Here is a 17,976-nt window from a genome sequence, read left to right as displayed (position 1 = left end):
GTGGTCCGCCCGACGCCGACGACGTCGCCTCGCCGGCGGCCGGCCAGTGGGGTACCGGCACGTCGTCGCTGGTGTGGCCCACCTCATCCCCCGAGGACGAGGGGAGGCCGAGGACCCGGTGCCGGCCGACGCTGCTACGGTGGACGCCGTTGCTGACGCGACGACCCTCCTGCCACGGAGAGCCCGTGGCCACCAAGCCCACAGGAGGTGAAGGTCAGTCATGCGTCATTACGAGGTCATGGTCATCCTGGACCCGAGTCTGGACGAGCGCACCGTGGCTCCCTCGCTCGACACCTTCCTCAACGTCATCCGCACGGGTGGCGGCGAGGTCGAGAACGTCGAGGTGTGGGGTCGCCGTCGCCTCTCCTTCGAGATCAACAAGCACAGCGAGGGCATCTACGCCGTCCTCGACCTGCGTGCCGACTCCGACACGGTGAAGGAGCTGGACCGCCAGCTCTCCCTGACCGAGTCGGTGCTCCGGACCAAGGTGCTCCGCCGCGAGACCGCCAAGTCCTGACCAGCGAGAGGCGTGACCCACGATGGCCGGTGACACGGTAATCACGGTGGTCGGCAACCTCACCGCCGACCCGGACCTGCGGTTCACCAAGACCGGAGCGGCGGTGGCCAGCTTCACGGTCGCCTCCACCCCGCGCACCTTCGACCGCCAGAGCGGCGAGTGGAAGGACGGCGAGGCGCTGTTCCTGCGGTGCAGCATCTGGCGGCAGGCGGCGGAGAACGTCGCCGAGTCGCTCCAGCGAGGCATGCGGGTGGTCGTGCAGGGCCGGCTCAAGCAGCGGAGCTTCGAGTCCAACGGCGAGAAGCGCACCGTCATCGAGATGGACGTCGACGAGATCGGTCCGTCGCTGCGCTACGCCACGGCGAAGGTGAACAAGGTCAGCCGTGGCGGCGGTTCCGGCGGATTCGGTGGCGGCGCGCCCGCCGCCGCGCCCTCGGACGACCCGTGGGGCTCCGCACCGCCGGCCGGTTCCGGCGGCAACAGTGGCGGATACGACGACGAGCCGCCGTTCTGATCCGGTCCCGGATCAACCACGGCACGCGCCGCCCCGTCGAAGATCTGACGAGTTTCGGGAGTAACACCAGATGGCCAAGCCACCCGTTCGCAAGCCCAAGAAGAAGGTTTGCGTCTTCTGCAAGGACGCCCGGAAGGGTGTTCTGACGAACATCGACTACAAGGACACCACGCTGCTGCGGAAGTACATCTCCGACCGCGGCAAGATCCGCGCCCGTCGGGTGACCGGCAACTGCAGCCAGCACCAGCGTGATGTCGCCGTCGCGGTGAAGAACGCCCGCGAGATGGCGTTGTTGCCCTACACCTCCACCGCTCGCTGACCAGGAAGAGGATCGAAGATGAAGCTCATCCTCACCACGGACGTGACGGGACTCGGTGGCCCGGGCGACATCGTCGAGGTCAAGGACGGTTACGGCCGCAACTACCTCGTTCCCCGCGGCTACGCCATCCTGGCGACCAAGGGCGCGGAGAAGCAGGTGGCCACGATCCGCCGCTCCCAGGAGTCCCGGCGGATCCGCGACCTCGACCACGCCAAGGAGGTCAAGGCGACGCTGGACAACCTGGGTCCGGTCCGGTACGAGGTCCGTGCCAGCGCCGACTCCGGCAAGCTGTTCGGCTCGGTCACCACGGCCGACGTCGTCTCGGCCGTCAAGGCCGCCGGTGGCCCCCTGCTCGACAAGCGGGCCGTGCAGCTGCGCGGCCACATCAAGAAGACCGGCAAGTACGGCGTTGACGTCCGCCTTCACCCTGACGTCAAGGTCGACCTGCGGCTCGAGGTCGTCGCCGCGAGCTGAGGCTCCGCGACCGGGCGAACCCCGGCAGCGGTGCCGTAGTGACTGACGGACCCCCACGTGTCCCGCTCCTGATCGGTGCGACACGTGGGGTCCGTGTCGTTCCGGCCCTCCGCGACAGGTCGTGCGTTCCCGGCGGTGCCGGTGAGGAACAGGCGCGACACGCCGAATTCACAACTTGGACCGACACGCCGCACAACCGGCCGTCAGTTTATCCACAAGTTATCCACAGCCCCTGACCTGCACTGATGTCGGGGGTGCCGTGAGTTGTCCCCAAGTTATCCCCAGTTCTCCACCGAAATGTGGTCAACCCGCCCCAGGTTGTCCCCAGGTTGTCCACAGGCTGCCCCCATGCCTGTTTGCCTGGGCACGCCGGGGCGTCCTAGCGTGCCCGCACGGCGGTGCGCTGCGCTGTCGCGCCCAGCTGGGGCCGGGACCAGACCGAGACCGACACCACAGGAGTTCGAGGGGGACAGGTGGCGCTGACCGACGAGCGAGCTGCCACGCCGGAGGGCTTCGAGCGGCAGCCACCCCAGGACCTGACGGCCGAGCAGTCGGTACTGGGCGGCATGTTGCTGAGCAAGGACGCGATCGCGGACGTGGTCGAGGTCATCACGCCCAACGACTTCTACCGCCCGGCACACCAGTCGATCTACGACTGCGTCCTCGACCTCTACGGGCGGGGTGAACCGGCCGACCCGATCACCGTCTCGGCGGAACTGGAACGCCGGGGGGAGCTGACCAGGGTCGGTGGTGCTCCCTACATCCACACCCTGATCGCGACCGTGCCCACCGCGGCCAACGCGGGCTACTACGCGGAGATCGTCGCGGAGAAGGCGGTGTTGCGACGGCTCGTCGAGGCCGGCACCCGCATCGTCCAGCTCGGCTACCACGGCGCGGAGGGCGCCGACATCGACGACGTGGTCGACCGCGCCCAGTCCTCCATCTACGAGGTGACGGAACGGCGCACCTCGGAGGACTACTCGGTGCTGGAGGACCTGCTCCAGCCGACGATGGACGAGATCGACGCCATCGCGTCGCGAGGGGGGATGTCCCTCGGGGTCCCCAGCGGCTTCACGGATCTGGACGCCGTGACCAACGGCCTCCACCCGGGCCAGATGATCATCGTGGCCGCGCGTCCCGGTGTCGGCAAGTCCACCCTGGGGCTGGACTTCGCCAGGTCCTGCTCCATCAAGCACGGCATGACCAGCGTCATCTTCTCCCTGGAGATGAGCAAGACCGAGATCGTGATGCGCATGCTCTCGGCGGAGGCTCGGATCCGGCTCCAGGACATGCGGGGCGGCCGGATGTCCGACGACGACTGGACCCGGTTGGCCAGGCGGATGAGCGAGGTCAGCGAGGCACCGCTCTTCGTCGACGACTCGCCCAACCTGACCATGATGGAGATCCGGGCCAAGGCTCGGCGCCTGAAGCAGCGCAACGACCTCAAACTCGTCGTCGTCGACTACCTCCAGCTGATGACCTCGGGCAAACGGGTGGAGTCCCGCCAGCAGGAGGTCTCGGAGTTCTCCCGGAACCTCAAGCTCCTGGCGAAGGAACTCGAGGTCCCGGTAGTGGCGATCAGCCAGTTGAACCGTGGCCCCGAGCAGCGCACCGACAAACGCCCCATGCTCTCCGACCTGCGGGAGTCCGGCTCGCTGGAGCAGGACGCGGACATGGTCCTCCTGATCAACCGCCCGGACGCCTGGGAACGGGACGACCCCCGGATGGGCGAGGCCGACCTCATCCTGGCCAAGCACCGCGCCGGCCCGACCTCGACGATCACCGTCGCCCACCAGCTGCACTACAGCCGTTTCGTGGACATGGCCCAGACCTGAGCCCGGCACCCGTAGGGCCTGGCCCGTGTGGTGCCTTCCTGGTTCCGCCGGTCACCGGGTGGACGCCACTCCGAGCTCCCGGGCGGCCGCGACCGATGCCCACGCGCGACGGAGGTGGGTCGTCGCCAGGCCCTGATAGCCATCTCGGCCAGGAGGCCGGGCCAGGAACGGGACGGTCACCCCCGCTTCGACTGGCTGGAGGACGAGGCACCCGGGCCCCTGATCGCACGTGTCTCGGAGGTGGCACTCACGCACCGGCACGTGGCGCGCGGGTGCCGGTGGGAGACGGCCCCGGACGCCCCGGATCAACCCGTCACCCGGCGCGGGGCTGGAGTGGTGACCCGGGTCCGACCACCTCTGCTCCTCGACCACGTCGGCCGATCGGCCGTGGCTCGGCCCAGGTCCCACCCGCGATCACCGCCTCCCGTGGATGACGCCGGCCAAGCGGTCGAGTTCACGGAGGGTGTCGTCGGGGTCCTCGTGGTCGGGCAACTCGAACAGGACCCGGTCGAACCCCGCCTCGTGGTACGAGCCCAGCGCCTCCGGGCTGCCGCCGTAGAGGGTGACGTCCACCGCGCGCCCGACGTCAGCCGCCCGGGAACGCAGCTCCGCGATGCGCGCGGCGAACCGCTCCGCGCTGAAGAGCGGGAGCGGTAACCAGCCGTCACCGTGGCTCAACACGCGGTCCAGCACGGTCGGCCCGACGCCCGCGACGAGCACCGGTGGGCGGCGGACCGGTTTGGGCCAGGACCAGATCGGGTCGAAGTCGACGAACTCGCCGTGGAACTCCGGTTCGTCCTCGGTCCAGATCGCCCTCATGGCCGCGACGTGCTCCAGCATCCGCGCGATCGGCCGCGCCGGGTCGACACCGTGGTTGGCCATCTCCTCGTTGTTCCAACCAGGGCCGACGCCCAGTTCGAGCCGTCCTCCGGAGATGCGGTCCACGCTCGCGACCTGTTTGGCCAGCGTGATCGGGTGGTGCTGGTTGACCAGCGACACGGCGGTGCCGAGGCCGACGCGCTCGGTCGTCGCCGCGATCGCGGCCAGTGCGGCCAGCGGGTCGTAGGTGTGCGAGTAGTGGCGGGGCAGGGGTCGCGGGACCGGCGCGCCCACCGGCCACGGGGTGATGCGGCTGGCGGGGATGTGCGTGTGCTCGGTGAGGAACAGGGACCCGAACCCGCGCTCCTCCACCGCATGGCCAAGGCGGACCGGGTCGATGCCGTAGTCGGTCAGGAAGGTGACGATGCCGTGTTCCATGGACGCATCATGACACAACTGTCACTTAACTGACATTTACTGGGAGGGGTGTTAGCGTTGCGCGGTGGCGGAGAGCAGGAACGGGCCCCTACGCGCGGACGCCAGGCGCAACCGGGCCGCCATCGTGGCCCAGGCCCGGGCGGCAGTGGAGGAACTGGGCAGCGAGGTCCCCCTGGAGCGGATCGCCAAGGACGCGCGGGTCACCGCGCGCACGCTGTTCCGGCACTTCCCCACCAAGGAGGACCTCCTCACCGCAGTGCTCGAGGACTACTTCTCCGAGCGGGTGGAACCGGTCCTGCGGCGCGCCGCCGCCGACGACGATCCACGTCGCGCGCTGGCCACCGCCCTGGCGGAGAGCACCGCCGTGTTCGTCGAGCACCCGAGGATCCTCGAACTGGTCGGGGGTGGTCGGGCCGCCGCCATCGCCAGCCGCTACCTGCGGCCCCTTGACGAGGTGTTGACCCGGGCCAGGCAGGCGGGCGTGGTGCGCGCCGACCTGACCCCGGAGGACTTCCCCTGTCTGGTCACCATGCTCGTCGCGAGCGCGGACCACGTCGGACGGGGCTGGTCGCGCTACCTCGCGCTCGTGCTCGACGGCCTGTCCCCGGAAGCTGCCAGCGCACCGCTGCCCCCGGCGCCGGCGTGACCCTCCGAGCCGCGGCGACCATCCGACCGGGAGGAGCCCCGACGCCCCTGGACCGGTCCTCGTGACGCCGACCGCCGTGCCGCCCCCCTGGTGGGGACCCCGCCCGCGCCTCTGGCAGCGGAGGTGGTGGGCACGGCCCGGTGCCCACCGAGCGACGACGACGCCACCCACCTCCCGCCCGGCACCCCCGGGACCAACCGGCCGGACGCACCGCGAACGCGCCGCCCGAACGACCGTCGTCAGGCCCCGGCCAGCCACGCGGCGGCCCGAACCACCCTGTGCTTGATCCATGCGGCGGGTCGCCCCGTCAGCACGGCGCCCACGGGGCGACCGCCTCCCCGGAACAGCTGGACGACGGCGTTCCGACGGCCGAGAGCCACGTCCAGCCCGAGGTCACGGATGCGGGCTGGTCTCCCCGACCGCCGCCCCCGCAGGGTTCGTGCCAGGTCCACCGCGACGTAGCGGCCCATCGGTAGAGCGGCCTGGCAGGACATCCGCGTCTCCCCACCCGTCACCGTCGCCGCACTCGCGCTGTCCCCCACTCCGTACACCTCGGGGTGCGACACCGAACGCAGCCGCCCGTCCACAACGAGGCGCCCACGTTCGTCGGTCCGCAGCGCCGAGCGCGCGGCGGGAGACGGCACCCGGAAACCGCCGGCCCACACGAGGGCGGTGCACGCGAGCCGCGCCCCCTCGGCCGTCACCACCCCGTCCCGCTCGACCGCCGTGACCCGCTGGTGCTCGCGAACCCCGACACCCAGCCGCGCGAAAGTCCGACGCAGGTGACGTCGCGCCCCGGGGGACAACCCGCCCCCCAGCTCCGATCGCGTCACCAGTTCGACCGACAGGTCGGGCCTGGCCTCCGCGAGTTCGGCCGCCACCTCGACACCCGTGGGCCCCGCGCCGACGACCACCACCACCGCCCCACCCGGCAGCTCGTCGAGACGGGCCCGGAGGCGCCCGGCCCCCTCCGCGTCCGCCACGGCGAACCCGTGTTCGCGGAGCCCGGGCACGGCGTCGAGGTCGGCGGCACTGCCGAGCGCGTACACGAGCGAGTCGTAGGTGAGACTGCCTCGGCCATCCACCAGCGTCACCGCGCGGGCCTCGGCGTCGACCTCCGCCACCTCGCCCACGACGAACTCGACCCCGCTCCCGGCGAGCGCACGGAACAACGACTGCCCGGGCGGAATCCCCCGCGCCGCGAGCTGGTGCAGTCGCACCCGCTCAACGAACCGCTCGGACCTGTTGACCAACGTCAGGCGGACGTCGGAGCCCCGCAGCAGCCGGGCGGCGCGTCGAGCGGCCGTCAAACCCGCGTACCCGGCGCCCAGGACGACGATGTGGTGCGTCATGGTCGTACCCCTTTCCCTCACCCGGGATGACCAGGTGGGGGACCACGCCGTGACAGCAGCCGCGGTGACGTGCGTCACGCGAGCTGGGAGGCGACGAACCTCAGCTTCTCCGGGTTGACGACCACCCGCAGCGTGGTGATCCGCTGGCCGTCCGTGTCGGGGGACAGGACGGCGACGAGATCGTCCCCCCGCAGCAGGAGCACGCCGAGCTGGCCGTTCACCTCGGCGAACCGGGTGTGGAGGAGTGCGGCGTCCCGGTGCCCGGCGAGGCCGAGCACGTACCGCAGCACGGACTCCCGTCCCACCACTGGCCGGCGGGCGGCGGTCGTACGTCCCCCACCGTCCGACCAGGACACCACGTCCTCGGCCAGGAGCTCCTCCAGCCCCCGGACATCCCCTTCCGTGGCGGCCGTCAGGAAACGCTCCACGACCCTGCGGTGCTGGTCGGCGTCCGCGCCGAACCGACCCCGCTCCTCGGCGAGCCGAGCACGGGCCCTGCGGTGCAGCTGCCGGGACGCCGCCTCGCTGACACCGATGATCTCCGCGATCTCCCGGTGGGGGTGGCCGAACGCCTCACGCAGGACGAAGGCGGCACGTTCCGGCGGGGTCAGCCGTTCCAACACCACCAGCACGGCCATCGAGACCGACTCCCGCCGTTCCGCCGTCTCCGGTGGCCCCGGGACGTCGTCACCGGTGAGCACGGGCTCCGGGAGCCACGGACCGACGTAGCGCTCCCGCCTCGTCCGGGCGGCCGACAACTGGTTCAGGCACAGGTTGGTGGTGACCCGCGTCAGCCAGGCCGGGGGCGACACGAGGGCTCCCCGATCGGCCCCGAACCAGCGGAGGAACACCTCCTGCGTGATGTCCTCGGCTTCGGTGGCCGAACCCAGCATCCGGTAGGCCAGCCCGAAGATGCGGGGGCGCTGCTCCTCGAACACGGCCAGGTCCTGGTCACCGGTCCGCACGCGGAGATCGTAACCCGGCGTGGTCGGCGCCGGTCGTTCTTTCGGCTCCCAGGTGCGGGAGCGGGCCCGGTCCGCCAACGGCGCCCCTGGCCGGCGACGACGCGTCCCCCGCGCCGCCCGGTCACCGGTTCGCGAACAGCCCGAGAACCACCAGCAGCGCGAGGACGCCGACGGGAACGAGTGCCGAGCGGCCGAGCCAGCGCCAGAACCACCGGCGCAGGGGGTTCCCCTCGGCGGGCAGCGACCGCAGGACCACGGCGGGCGAGGGACCGACCTTGAGGCGGAACCACAGCCGTTGCACCCGGAACCGGGGGAACCGCCACGCCGGCGCACCGGCTCCGGTGCGGAGCCGGCGGGCCAGGTGGTCCAGTTCCCGACGCCAACCGCGGATCCGGGCGGACCGGACGAAGGCGTCCTCGGAGAGCCGGCGGAGGGCGACCGACATCACCAGACCCCAGCCGACCAGCAGCGGTGGGCCAGCCACCAGCAGCCCGAGCGCTCCCCTCGGGGGGAGCGAGACGAGCACGAGCACGAAGACGAGCGCCACCAGGACGAGCCCGACGAGGACCGAATCGGGCTTCGAGGCCCGATGCCGCTGCTCGAAGGACGTGGCCCGCGTGTACCACGCGTCCATCCGGGCGTGGACCGCGTCGATGCGCGCCCAGTCCTGGGAGGCGCTGCCGCGTGGTGGCCGCGCCGCCCAGGTCGTCAGCTCGGCCTCCGCCGCGTTCCGATCCGCCACCGCCCGCCGGTACTCCGCCCCGACCGGACCGTGCCGCGCGGTCAGCGGGCGCAGCGTCGTCCACCACACCAGGGCGAGCAGCGCCACCCAGCCCACCACCACGAGACCCAACGTCGGCATGCCGGCGTCCCGCGCGGAGAACACCGCGACCAGGCCCACCACGACACCCAGCAGCGTTCCCACCAGTCCCGCGGCGAGGGAGCCCGCACCGACCGAGGTCAGGTGCCGCCAGGACACCGCGACCACCCGCTCGTCGAGTTCCCGGAGTCGGGCGAGTGCCGGCTCGTCCTCCACACCATCTCCCCTCACCGGACGTTCCACGGGGCCACCACGATGTGGGACGCCGGCCCGCTCGACGCGGTTCCTCCGAGGACCCGGCCGTCCGGCGAGCGAGCCCGCACGCCGACGCGGTCCGCCCAGGCGACGGCACGGCCGGAACCGGACCGGGCCGCCGGGCGCGGCCCCTCCCCCCGGGGCCGACCGCGAAGGGCTCGGCTTCCTCGGACGGCCACGTGGCTCCTCCGGCGAGGCCCGGCCCGACAAGGCAAGCCTGATTAGCCCTTCAGTTGAAGAGTGCTACCCGATCGACTGATCGTCACCCGCGCGGTCGCGGCTGAACTGGGCAAAACCGGGAGACGCCGCGACTCCCATCCTGCTTCCGAGGACGTCCCCACGACGAACCAGCTACCCGTCGTCAACGGGGCAACAGAATCCCACCCTTCCGAGTGGTAGCGGCGCGCTTGAACTGTTCGTGCTTCCGGGGGAAGCTCAGCCCCAGTGCTCCGTTCGGCGGAAGGTATGGGGCCACATGGGTGCCGTGGGGACGGCGGCACGGCGGGGGACCGGGACGGTCTGGGACGAGCTCGTCGCGGAACTACCGGTGGGAGTGCTGCTGGAGGACGAACGCGGCGACATGATCGCCGCGAACGAGCTCGCCGGAGCCTTGCTCGGGTTGAGCCGCGAAAGGCTGCTCAACGGGAGGAGGCCGGCGGGTTGGGCGCTGCGTGACGATTCGGGAGCCCCGCTCCCGGACACCTCCGCACTGCTGACCCAGCTCCGCAGGAACCCCGGGACCCTGACGCTGCCCCTGGTCGTCCGGCACCGGGCCACCCCCGAGACGCGACTGATCGGCACCTACCACCTGGTGAGCCACCGGGGCCGCCCGGCGCTGCTGGTCCTGCTGCGCCCGGTGGACAGTCCCGGGCTCGGCGAGGACGTCGGCAGGGACCCGCTCACGGGTCTCCCCGGTCGCGCCCTGCTCTTCGACCGGCTGGAACAGGCGCTCGCCCGTGCCGACGTGCACGGGACCCTGGTCACCCTCGTCCTGCTCGACGTGCAGCAACTCGCGCTGTTCAACAGCAGGCACGGTTTCCAGCGGGGTGACGAGCTGCTGCACCTCATCGCGATGAGGCTCCGCACCGGGATGCGTCGCGACCACACCGTCGCCCGATACGGCAGTGACGAGTTCGCCGTGATCGCCGAACACCCCCGGGGCAACGGGGCGCCGATCGCACTCCGGGCCCGGGAGGTCGTCAGCCAGCCCACGCGGCTCGGTGGCGCCCGCCTGCGGCCCCGCCTCCGGAGCTGTTGGGTCACCGGGGACGGCTCGGCATCCGTGTTGGCCATGATGGCGAAGGCGGAGGAACTGCTGCGGGCGGAACCGCACGCCTGGCCCGTGCCACACCTCGCGGGCCGGCTGGAGCTGCCCGAGGTGGAGAGCGGCTGACCGGCTGGCGGCTCCAGGGCACCGCGACGTCGCGTGCCCCGGGCGGACGTCCGCGTCCCCGGCACGATCACCGAGCCGGGCCCGCTCCACCCGCCACCCGCCGAGGGACAGCCGACTCGGCTCGCCGCCGGCGGAGCAGCCGCTCGAAACCGGCCGCGCCGGCGGCGCGGCCCGCCCGGGGAACGGTTCGACCCCCTCGGTCAACACCCGGACCGCCCAGGCCGCCGGCGGCCCTGCCTCCTGTCGAGGCGGCCCCGGGCCGCCTGCACCCCGGGACACCAGCGAGGGCGGGGTACCCACCGACCGGGGGGCCGTCCGCCGCCGCGCACCACCATCCCGTGCCCGCACCGCCTGGTAACAGTGCCTCCCACCAACGGCCGGTACTCGCTGCTCCCGACAACACCGCGTGTTCGGGCAGTCCCTCCTGGATCGTCGCCGCTCCGCCCCTGGACTCCGGCGGCGGAGCCGGGGTGCGCGCCGGTCTGGGAGCCGGGAACGCGGCGCCCGACCGGGGCGCCGCTCCCGCCGGAGCGCCGGGAACCGTCGTCGACGTGGCGCCGACCAGCCGGGGGAGGCACCCATCCCTCCGCGACCTCCACCAACCCCGGCGGACCAGCGCGGATACGGGGGCTAACCGCAGGTGCCGGGAAGAGCCGGCGCTGCGGCTCCGACCGGAGGCGCACCAGGAGACGCGACCAGGTGGTGCGTGGCCACGGGGAGGCCTGGAGGACCTGGTGGCCGGGTGGTTCGCGCGAGGAGCGGCGCCGGGAACCCTCGACCCGGCACCGGGCGTGGGGCGGGACCCGCGAGGACCACCACCACCGCACCGCTCGCCCAACGCGCGGGGAGGCCGCCCAGCTCGCCTCCCCTGCCCCCCGGGAACACCCCCACCGCGCCCCCGGCCGACGTGCAGGGGCATCACCCTCGTCTCCACCAGCGCCGGAGGGTGGGCCGCCTGGCACCACGACGACCGCATCGGACGGAGGGCCGCCGGCGCCGGTGGCGAGTTCGGGGATGGGGGCGGGACGGCCCCCAGGCGAGCCCACCGGCGGTCGCCGGGCCCGTCCACGACGCTCCGACGAGCCCCGTGGGTGGCCGGTGGCAGCGAGGCCCGCCCGGGCGCGGCTGATCCCCGCCTCCCCACCGGACGACGGAGGCGGGCCCCGAGAGCGTCGCTCTCGGGGCCCGCCGGAATCGGAATCACCGTTCGCGTGGATCCGGTGGGAAGGTGCGGTCGGAGACCGGGGGCAACGGCCTCCGACCCGTCCTTCCCGAACCACCGACCGGGGCGACCGTCCGTGCTGGTCGACGCGTGCGCGTGGCGCCGCCCAACACGACCGACCGCGACTTCCCGGTCAGTACGGCTCAGCTCTGGGACAGCCGGCTGCTGCCCTCCTCGTCACCGGTCACGCTCCGCAGCAGGACTGCGGTGTCCAGCGTGCTCAACGCTGGAGCCTGGGAGGTACGCGGGGGAATCCGCACCGCGTCCATGTTGTTGAGGGCGTCGATCTGCACGGCGTCAAGCGCGCCCCGCAGGGGGAGGTCGCTGGTGTTGGCGACGGGCAGCCGCACTCCGGTCTCGTTGTTGCGGCCGGCGGGAGCCGTGGCGAGAGCCGTCCGCCGGGGCTGGTCAGCGCTCCCCAGCGAGGCGGGCAGCAGCTGCTCAGCACCCGAGATCTGGCCGACCTGGAGGTTCGGGCGACCCACGTTCAGGTCGGGGAGCCCGTCCAGGCCGAGCTTGTTGGTGGGCAGGATGTTGCTCCGGCCCGCCACCTCGTCCTCGGAGTGCACCGCGGGCAACGCGACACCAACCGAGGTCAGGTCCGACAGGCTCGGCAGCCCGTTCTCCGAGTTCAGCTGGCCGATCTCCGGGAACTCGGGGAGTTCGGTGGGCAGCAGCAGCCCCCAGGACAGCGAGCGCAGCGGGTCGAGGATCGACAGCTCGGCGTCGAGGTCCTTGGTGAACTGGCCCAGGGCAGGGGCCGGAACGCTGCTCAGTTCACCGCTGCCGACCTCGGGCAGCACCGCCGCGTCGGTGGCCGCGACGCTCGGGAACTCGACCGTGGGCCGGTCGTCGACGAAGGGGTCGGCCTCGGTGCCCTCACCGGCGTCCCGGGCCCGCGGGGCGGCGGGTAGGGCCACTCCGGTGGCGTCGCCCAGCCCGGCGAGCAGTCCCATCCCGGGCAGCACGCTGGCCTTCGACAGGGCGCTGGTGCGCACGAACTCGCTGATCTCGGGGATCCTCGGCAGCTCGCCAGCGTCGGGCAGCTGCTCGCCCCAGACGACCAGCGGGTCCCTGTCCTCGGTCTCCGGGTGGGCCTGCCCGAGCGCCGACCGGATGACCTCGGTGGGCACCCCGTTGAGGGTCAGCAGCGAACCGTCCGGCAGGACGGAGGTGGTGACGTCCTCCGAGTCCCGCTCCGAGTGCTCGACCCCCACTCCGGCTTCCTGGCCACGGGGGTCAGCGGCGAGGGCGGCCCGCACGTCGCGGAGCGACAGCTCCGTGGTCTTGGAGTTGTCCGCCGGCTGTTCGGGGGAGCCCGCGAAGATGTCACCGGCCAGCGCGCGGTAGAGCCCGCTGAACAACCGACCGCCCGGGAGCCCGTCCAGCGCCGCCGCGTCGGCGACGGGCCGCCAGTACTCGGCGGCCTCCTGGTGTTGGCTGTACTGGCTCTCGTCGAAGTGGTTCAGCGCTGCGTCGTCGGCAGCGGGCATGGCCATGTTCGTCCTGCTTTCGTTTCGGGGTGCACGGTCGTGGTCGGGACGGAGGTCGTCGGCGCCGTCGGTGGGAGACGGGGCGGTCGTGAGTGGCTCGATGACGTGCCGGGTGGACTGGCCAACGGCCGCCGCACCGGCCGGGGTAACCCGCCCCAGCGGCATCGTCACCTCGGTGGCGTTCTCACCGTGGGGCAGCGGGATCGTGCCGGTCAGTGGAGAGCTCGGCCGGTCGGGGCAGCACTCGGCCGCCGCCGCGGCACCGCCCTGGCCGACGATCAGCAGGCCGCTGGTGACGAGAGCTGCCTGCACGCCTCGCTTCGCCCAGGACTGCATGGGGGCTCCTTCCGTTTCGCTTACCCGAGGGGGAGTGGGTCAGGTAGTCGGACCAGTGCGCACCGTGAGGGGAAGTGGTCCGGCCACCCAGTTCGACGGGGCAGCGGCGGGAGAAGGCGCTCAGAGCGCGATGCCGCCTGCCCGGGGGGTGGTGGCTCGCGGACTCAACACGAAGGACCTCGCACAGGCTGGAGAACCAGCGCACCGCGGAGGGGTGCTGAATCCGCGCGAGGTGTCAGTCGGGGGTGACGCCGGGCTGCTCCGGCTGCTCCGCGGCGACGCCCTGCGCGATCGGCTGGACGGCGAGGCCGCTGGAGAGGAGCTGAGCGTTCACGGTCGGAACGACGTGGCCCAGCATGAGGGCACCCGGTCCGGACGGCGATGCGCTCGCCGAGGAACCAGCGGGGGCCGGGTGGGTCGCGGGGGCGTGGGACGCACCCCGGGGGAGCTTGGGTGAGGAGGTGTCCTGCTCACCGTGTTCCTGCTCGGCACCGTGGCCGAGGGGGGACGGGACGCCCGTGGCGCCCCAGGGGGCCGTGGGATCCACGCCCACACCGGTCGAGGGACGGCTCGTACGGGAATCCGAGGGGCGGTCCTCCGCCTCCCGGGCCTCGTCGGTGTCGTCGTCCTCGTCCGGGCGGTCCTGCTCCGGGCGGTCGCCGAGCTGCTCCGAACCTTCGGCGCCCGTGCCCTGGCCGGGACCGGTGGCGTCCGTGGCGGGGTTCTCCTGGGCCGAACCGCCGCCAGGCAGCACCGCGCCCACGAGGCCGTCCTTGCCGATGGGCAGCGGGAGCAACCCACCGTCGGACGCCCCGGTGGAGTCGTCGTGCTCGGCGTCGTCCCGCCCGCCGTGCAGCACGGCGTCGGAGAGCCGGTTCACCACGGAACCGACCGGCTTGACGACCCGGCCCAACGCGCTCTCCCGGCCGTCCTCCGCCGGCTCGCCCTCCTCCGGAGCGGCGTGCGCCGGCGAATCCCCCTCGGGCTCACCGGCGACGAGGCGGCGAGGAGCACCGAGAGTGGCTCCCCCCAGTTCGTCGACCGTGCCGAGCACGGAGCGGACCGGCGGCGCCGCCGGGATCTCACGGAGAACTCCGACGAGGCTCCGGGGAGCGGGGTCCTTCTGGTCGGCGGCGGCGGTGCCGCTACCGAGGGTCCAGGCGATCGCCGTGGCGGCCAGCGTGCCCCCGGCGGCCAGCGCGGCACGTGACAGCAGGCGCCGGAAACGGCGGCCTCCTGATCCCGTGTGCTGGTCGGCGGCTGACAACTGGACCCTCCAGGTCTACCGGCGGGAGATGACCTGGGTCACTCTCCGGCGCGGCGAGAATCGGCACGACGTCAGGGAATTTCAGTCGATCCGGAGTGGACCGGCTGCGACACATACGTTACTCACAGCCATCGGCGGAATGGCAGCCCCGTCCGCAAAGATCACCGGACCGGATGACGCCGCGGGGCACCCGAGGCCCTCCACCAGGGGCGATGCCACCCGGGTCCGATCGGGAGGGGCGGTCGCGGGCCCGGCCGGCCCCGCTCGGCGGGCGGACCCACGACGGTCAGCGGGAGGTGGCGCGAGCGGCTTCCGGGGCGAACCCGCACCACCCGGCCCACCATGACGATTACCGTAGCTGGGGTGAGTGAGGCGAAACAGGAAGCGCGCGTCGACCCCGGTCCCCCCGTCCCACGTCCCCTCCAGGTCGCGGCCGCTGTCTGCGGACGTCTCCTGGTGGTCGCCGCCGCCGTCTGGGTGGTGGCCTGGCTGATCGGCGCCTTCTCCGTCGTGGTCGTCCCGGTGGCGATCGCCCTGCTGCTCGCCGCCCTCCTCGCGCCGGCCGTCGACCGGCTCGTGCGCTGGGGGGTGCCGCGCGGGGTATCCACCGCACTGGTCATGGTGAGCGGGCTCGCCGTCCTCGCCGGGGTGCTCACCTTCGTGATCACGGCCTTCAGCACCGGTCTCCCCGACCTGGTGGACAAGGTCGTCGACAGCATCGAGACCATCCGGACCTGGCTGGTCGAGGGCCCGCTCCAACTCCAGCAGGACCAGATCGACGACTTCCTCGGCCAGCTCACCACGATGCTCCAGTCCAACCAGGACCTGATCACCTCCGGTGCCATCTCCACGGCCACCACCGTCGGCGAACTGCTCACGGGACTCCTGCTCGCGCTCTTCACCCTCATCTTCTTCCTGCACGACGGCGCCCGGATCTGGACCTACCTGACCGGGGTGTTCTCCGGGGCCACCCGGGAGCGCGTCCGGCTGGCGGGTGTGCACGGCTTCCAGTCGCTGGTGGGCTACGTGCGCGCCACCGCGCTGGTGGCCATCGTCGACGCCGTCGGCATCGGCATCGGCCTGGTCGTCCTCGAGGTACCGCTGGCGATCCCGCTCGCGGCGCTGGTCTTCCTCGGCGCGTTCGTGCCCATCGTCGGCGCCGTGGTGTCCGGTCTGGTCGCGGTCCTCGTCGCCCTGGTCGCGAACGGCCTGGTCACGGCACTCCTGGTCCTGGGCGTCGTCCTGCTGGTCCAGCAGCTGGAGGGTCACGTCCTGCAACCGCTGCTGCTCGGCCGGGCCGTCCGACTCCACCCGCTCGCCGTCGTCCTCGCGATCACCGTCGGAGTCGTGCAGGCGGGTATCGCCGGCGCTCTGCTCGCGGTCCCGCTGGTGGCCGTCCTCAACGCCGGGATCAAGTCACTGCGCCGCCAGGCCGAGAACCGGCCGGCCGAGGACGAGCCGGCGCCCCGGCTCAGCCTGCCCAAGCTGAGCCGGCTGAACCCGGCGAAGGCACGATCGGTCCTGCCCAACGTGCGGCGCCGGGGCAAGCCGAGTTCCTCCGGTTCCGGGTCGTCCGGTCCTGCTGGTGGGTCCGGCGGATCCGGCTCCTCGGAGGACTCGGGCGGTTCGGATCCGTCCGGCGGCCCGGCGAGCAAGGACAGCTGACCCCGGGCGCCCAGCCTGCCGTGCCGCCGGCCACGTCGGAACCCGTGACCCGCCTCGTCGGCTGGCATCCCGTCGCGGGGTGCGATCCCGGCGCGGGGTGGTCCGCCCGCCGAGGAGGCTGGGTTCCGTTCGAGGCCGGGTCGCGGGGCCGGTCCGGGAGGTGCGCGCGCCGGCCTCGAGCGTGCGCGGTCGGACGGCCCCCGGCGCCCCGCCGAATCCGGCAGCGGTGACCCGTCACCTCCTCGTCCCACGCGCCGGCCCGCCCATGCCACCCCCGCACCAGCGGGGGTCCGCCCGTCCACCCGGTCGGGTCCGGCTCAGGCCATCGTCACCAGGTTCCGGCCGGCGCCCTTGGCGGAGAGGAGCGCGGCGTCGGCGGCCGTCAGCAGGCTGGACAGGTCGTAGCCGAACCGTTCCGAGGTGGCGACGCCGATGCTGATGGTGATGCCGTCCAGGTCGCGCCACTCGCCGTCCGCGCACGGCACCGGGACGCGCAGTTCGGCGACAGCGCCCCGCAGCGCCTCCGCCACCGCCCTGGCCTCCTGGGAGCCGGCGTCCTGGAGGAGCACCACGAACTCCTCACCCCCGAAACGACCGACCGCGTCCCCACGGCGAACGCTGCTGCGCAGGAGCAGCGCGACGGCGGCGAGCGCGGCGTCACCGGCGAGGTGGCCGACCTGGTCGTTGACCCGCTTGAAGTGGTCGATGTCGAGGAGGAGGAGCGCGACCGGGGTCCTCCTCGGGCGAGCGCGGGCCAGTTCGTCCCTGGCCACCCGGTCCCAGTGCACGGCGTTGGCCAGACCGGTCTTGGCGTCGTGCTGCGCGGACCGCCGCCAGTGCGGGAGTCGACCGACCTGGTCCAGCAGGGCCATCGGCGGGCCGACCAGCAGCGCGTAGGCCGCCCCGTGGGACATGGCGACGAGTCCCATCAGGCCGCCCAGGCACACCGCGACCACGCCGAGCACGATGTCGATCGGGTCACCGGCGACCGGGACCACCCCGGCGGAGGGGTCCCGCAGCCAGAACCCCACACCCACCAGCAGCGCCCGGGTGAGCACGAGGACGACACCCGCCAGGACGATGTCGTTGGGGCTGGCGGTGACGTCGTGCCACCCGACGAAGGCACGGGCGAGGAAGGTGGCCACCACGGTGGCGGCGGTGGTGAAGGCCCAGCGGTGCGGGGCTGGACGCGCGCCGAGGACTCCGTGCAGGGCCGGACCGAGCAGGAGGAGGACGACGAGGTTCAGCGGTAGCGTGAGCAGCCCGGCGAGGAGGTAGCAGCAGTGGATGGCCCACGGGCTGCGCTCCCGCTCGCCCCGGATGCGCCCGACCAGCCGGGTGCAGACGATGACCAGGGCGGCGGTCAACGCGATGGCACCGAAGCGGTGCAGCTCCTCGGGTTCCGGCCGTCCGGACGCGGCGACGGCGAGGACGCAGACGGCCAGCGCCACCGCCCAGACCACCAGCCAGTAGGCGAGCGCGCTCCACCGCAGGGACCACAGCTCCCAGTGACGCAAGCAGTCCTCCCGCGTGCTGAGGGTCGCGGGCGTCGCACGGCACGGCCCTCGTCGTCGGCGACCGACGTGGGCGCCCGGTCAGCTGGCGCCCGACGATGTCCGTCGCGGTGGCTGACGCCTCCGTCCCCT

At 72.7% G+C, this 17,976-nt stretch carries 15 protein-coding genes; 8 read left to right on the top strand and 7 right to left on the bottom strand.

Going from position 1 to position 17,976, the window contains the following annotated elements; genetic code table 11:
* Positions 1-220: 220 nt before the first annotated feature.
* The 5 genes from rpsF (at position 221) to dnaB (ending at position 3,659) form a co-directional block, all read left to right on the top strand.
* Complete coding sequence (gene rpsF / locus C1701_RS11195; protein ID WP_081715277.1) at positions 221-517, top strand: 30S ribosomal protein S6; 297 nt, start codon at positions 221-223, stop codon at positions 515-517.
* Positions 518-539: 22 nt separating this feature from the next.
* Positions 540-1,031 carry a single-stranded DNA-binding protein gene (locus tag C1701_RS11190; RefSeq protein ID WP_026417886.1) on the top strand — a complete coding sequence of 164 codons (492 nt, stop codon included), beginning with the start codon at positions 540-542 and terminating at the stop codon, positions 1,029-1,031.
* A gap of 70 nt (positions 1,032-1,101) precedes the next feature.
* Entirely contained in the window at positions 1,102-1,350 is a 249-nt protein-coding gene (gene rpsR / locus C1701_RS11185; RefSeq protein ID WP_016698008.1) for a 30S ribosomal protein S18, read from the top strand.
* Positions 1,351-1,368: 18 nt separating this feature from the next.
* Complete coding sequence (gene rplI, locus C1701_RS11180) at positions 1,369-1,824, top strand: 50S ribosomal protein L9 (protein WP_026417885.1); 456 nt, start codon at positions 1,369-1,371, stop codon at positions 1,822-1,824.
* Between the two features lie 473 nt (positions 1,825-2,297).
* Positions 2,298-3,659: a replicative DNA helicase gene (dnaB, locus tag C1701_RS11175; RefSeq protein ID WP_026417884.1), complete on the top strand. Its 1,362-nt coding sequence runs from the start codon at positions 2,298-2,300 to the stop codon at positions 3,657-3,659.
* Between the two features lie 414 nt (positions 3,660-4,073).
* Here dnaB and C1701_RS11170 read toward each other — a convergent pair whose 3' ends face one another.
* A complete protein-coding gene (locus tag C1701_RS11170) occupies positions 4,074-4,916 on the bottom strand; it encodes an LLM class F420-dependent oxidoreductase (protein WP_103055888.1) in 843 nt (280 codons plus the stop codon).
* 64 nt (positions 4,917-4,980) lie between these two features.
* Here C1701_RS11170 and C1701_RS11165 point away from each other — a divergent pair, with 64 nt between their 5' ends.
* Positions 4,981-5,562, top strand: a complete 582-nt coding sequence (locus tag C1701_RS11165; RefSeq protein ID WP_051713235.1) for a TetR/AcrR family transcriptional regulator — start codon at positions 4,981-4,983, stop codon at positions 5,560-5,562.
* Between the two features lie 239 nt (positions 5,563-5,801).
* On the opposite strand, the gene C1701_RS11160 is transcribed toward C1701_RS11165, so the two are convergent.
* The 3 genes from C1701_RS11160 to C1701_RS11150 form a co-directional block, all read right to left on the bottom strand.
* On the bottom strand, positions 5,802-6,914 hold the full coding sequence (locus C1701_RS11160) for an NAD(P)/FAD-dependent oxidoreductase (RefSeq protein WP_030106388.1): 1,113 nt from the start codon (positions 6,912-6,914) through the stop codon (positions 5,802-5,804).
* 74 nt (positions 6,915-6,988) lie between these two features.
* Positions 6,989-7,879: an RNA polymerase sigma-70 factor gene (locus tag C1701_RS11155; protein WP_026417881.1), complete on the bottom strand. Its 891-nt coding sequence runs from the start codon at positions 7,877-7,879 to the stop codon at positions 6,989-6,991.
* Between the two features lie 121 nt (positions 7,880-8,000).
* Positions 8,001-8,930 carry a hypothetical protein gene (locus tag C1701_RS11150; RefSeq protein ID WP_155886050.1) on the bottom strand — a complete coding sequence of 310 codons (930 nt, stop codon included), beginning with the start codon at positions 8,928-8,930 and terminating at the stop codon, positions 8,001-8,003.
* A gap of 499 nt (positions 8,931-9,429) precedes the next feature.
* Here C1701_RS11150 and C1701_RS11140 point away from each other — a divergent pair, with 499 nt between their 5' ends.
* Positions 9,430-10,347 carry a diguanylate cyclase domain-containing protein gene (locus C1701_RS11140; protein ID WP_081715276.1) on the top strand — a complete coding sequence of 306 codons (918 nt, stop codon included), beginning with the start codon at positions 9,430-9,432 and terminating at the stop codon, positions 10,345-10,347.
* A 1,365-nt stretch (positions 10,348-11,712) separates the two neighbouring features.
* On the opposite strand, the gene C1701_RS27320 is transcribed toward C1701_RS11140, so the two are convergent.
* Complete coding sequence (locus C1701_RS27320; protein ID WP_026417879.1) at positions 11,713-13,398, bottom strand: hypothetical protein; 1,686 nt, start codon at positions 13,396-13,398, stop codon at positions 11,713-11,715.
* A gap of 235 nt (positions 13,399-13,633) precedes the next feature.
* Complete coding sequence (locus C1701_RS11130; protein ID WP_026417878.1) at positions 13,634-14,665, bottom strand: hypothetical protein; 1,032 nt, start codon at positions 14,663-14,665, stop codon at positions 13,634-13,636.
* 363 nt (positions 14,666-15,028) lie between these two features.
* Here C1701_RS11130 and C1701_RS11125 point away from each other — a divergent pair, with 363 nt between their 5' ends.
* Positions 15,029-16,330: an AI-2E family transporter gene (locus C1701_RS11125; RefSeq protein WP_337662229.1), complete on the top strand. Its 1,302-nt coding sequence runs from the start codon at positions 15,029-15,031 to the stop codon at positions 16,328-16,330.
* A gap of 317 nt (positions 16,331-16,647) precedes the next feature.
* On the opposite strand, the gene C1701_RS11120 is transcribed toward C1701_RS11125, so the two are convergent.
* Positions 16,648-17,847 (bottom strand): diguanylate cyclase, encoded by a 1,200-nt coding sequence (locus tag C1701_RS11120; RefSeq protein WP_026417877.1) that lies wholly within the window; start codon positions 17,845-17,847, stop codon positions 16,648-16,650.
* Positions 17,848-17,976 lie beyond the last annotated feature (129 nt).

It is taken from the genome of Actinoalloteichus sp. AHMU CJ021 (genome assembly GCF_002895405.1).
Classification (GTDB): Bacteria; Actinomycetota; Actinomycetes; order Mycobacteriales; family Pseudonocardiaceae; genus Actinoalloteichus_B; species Actinoalloteichus_B caeruleus.
This window is presented reverse-complemented; position numbering and strand designations above follow the sequence as displayed.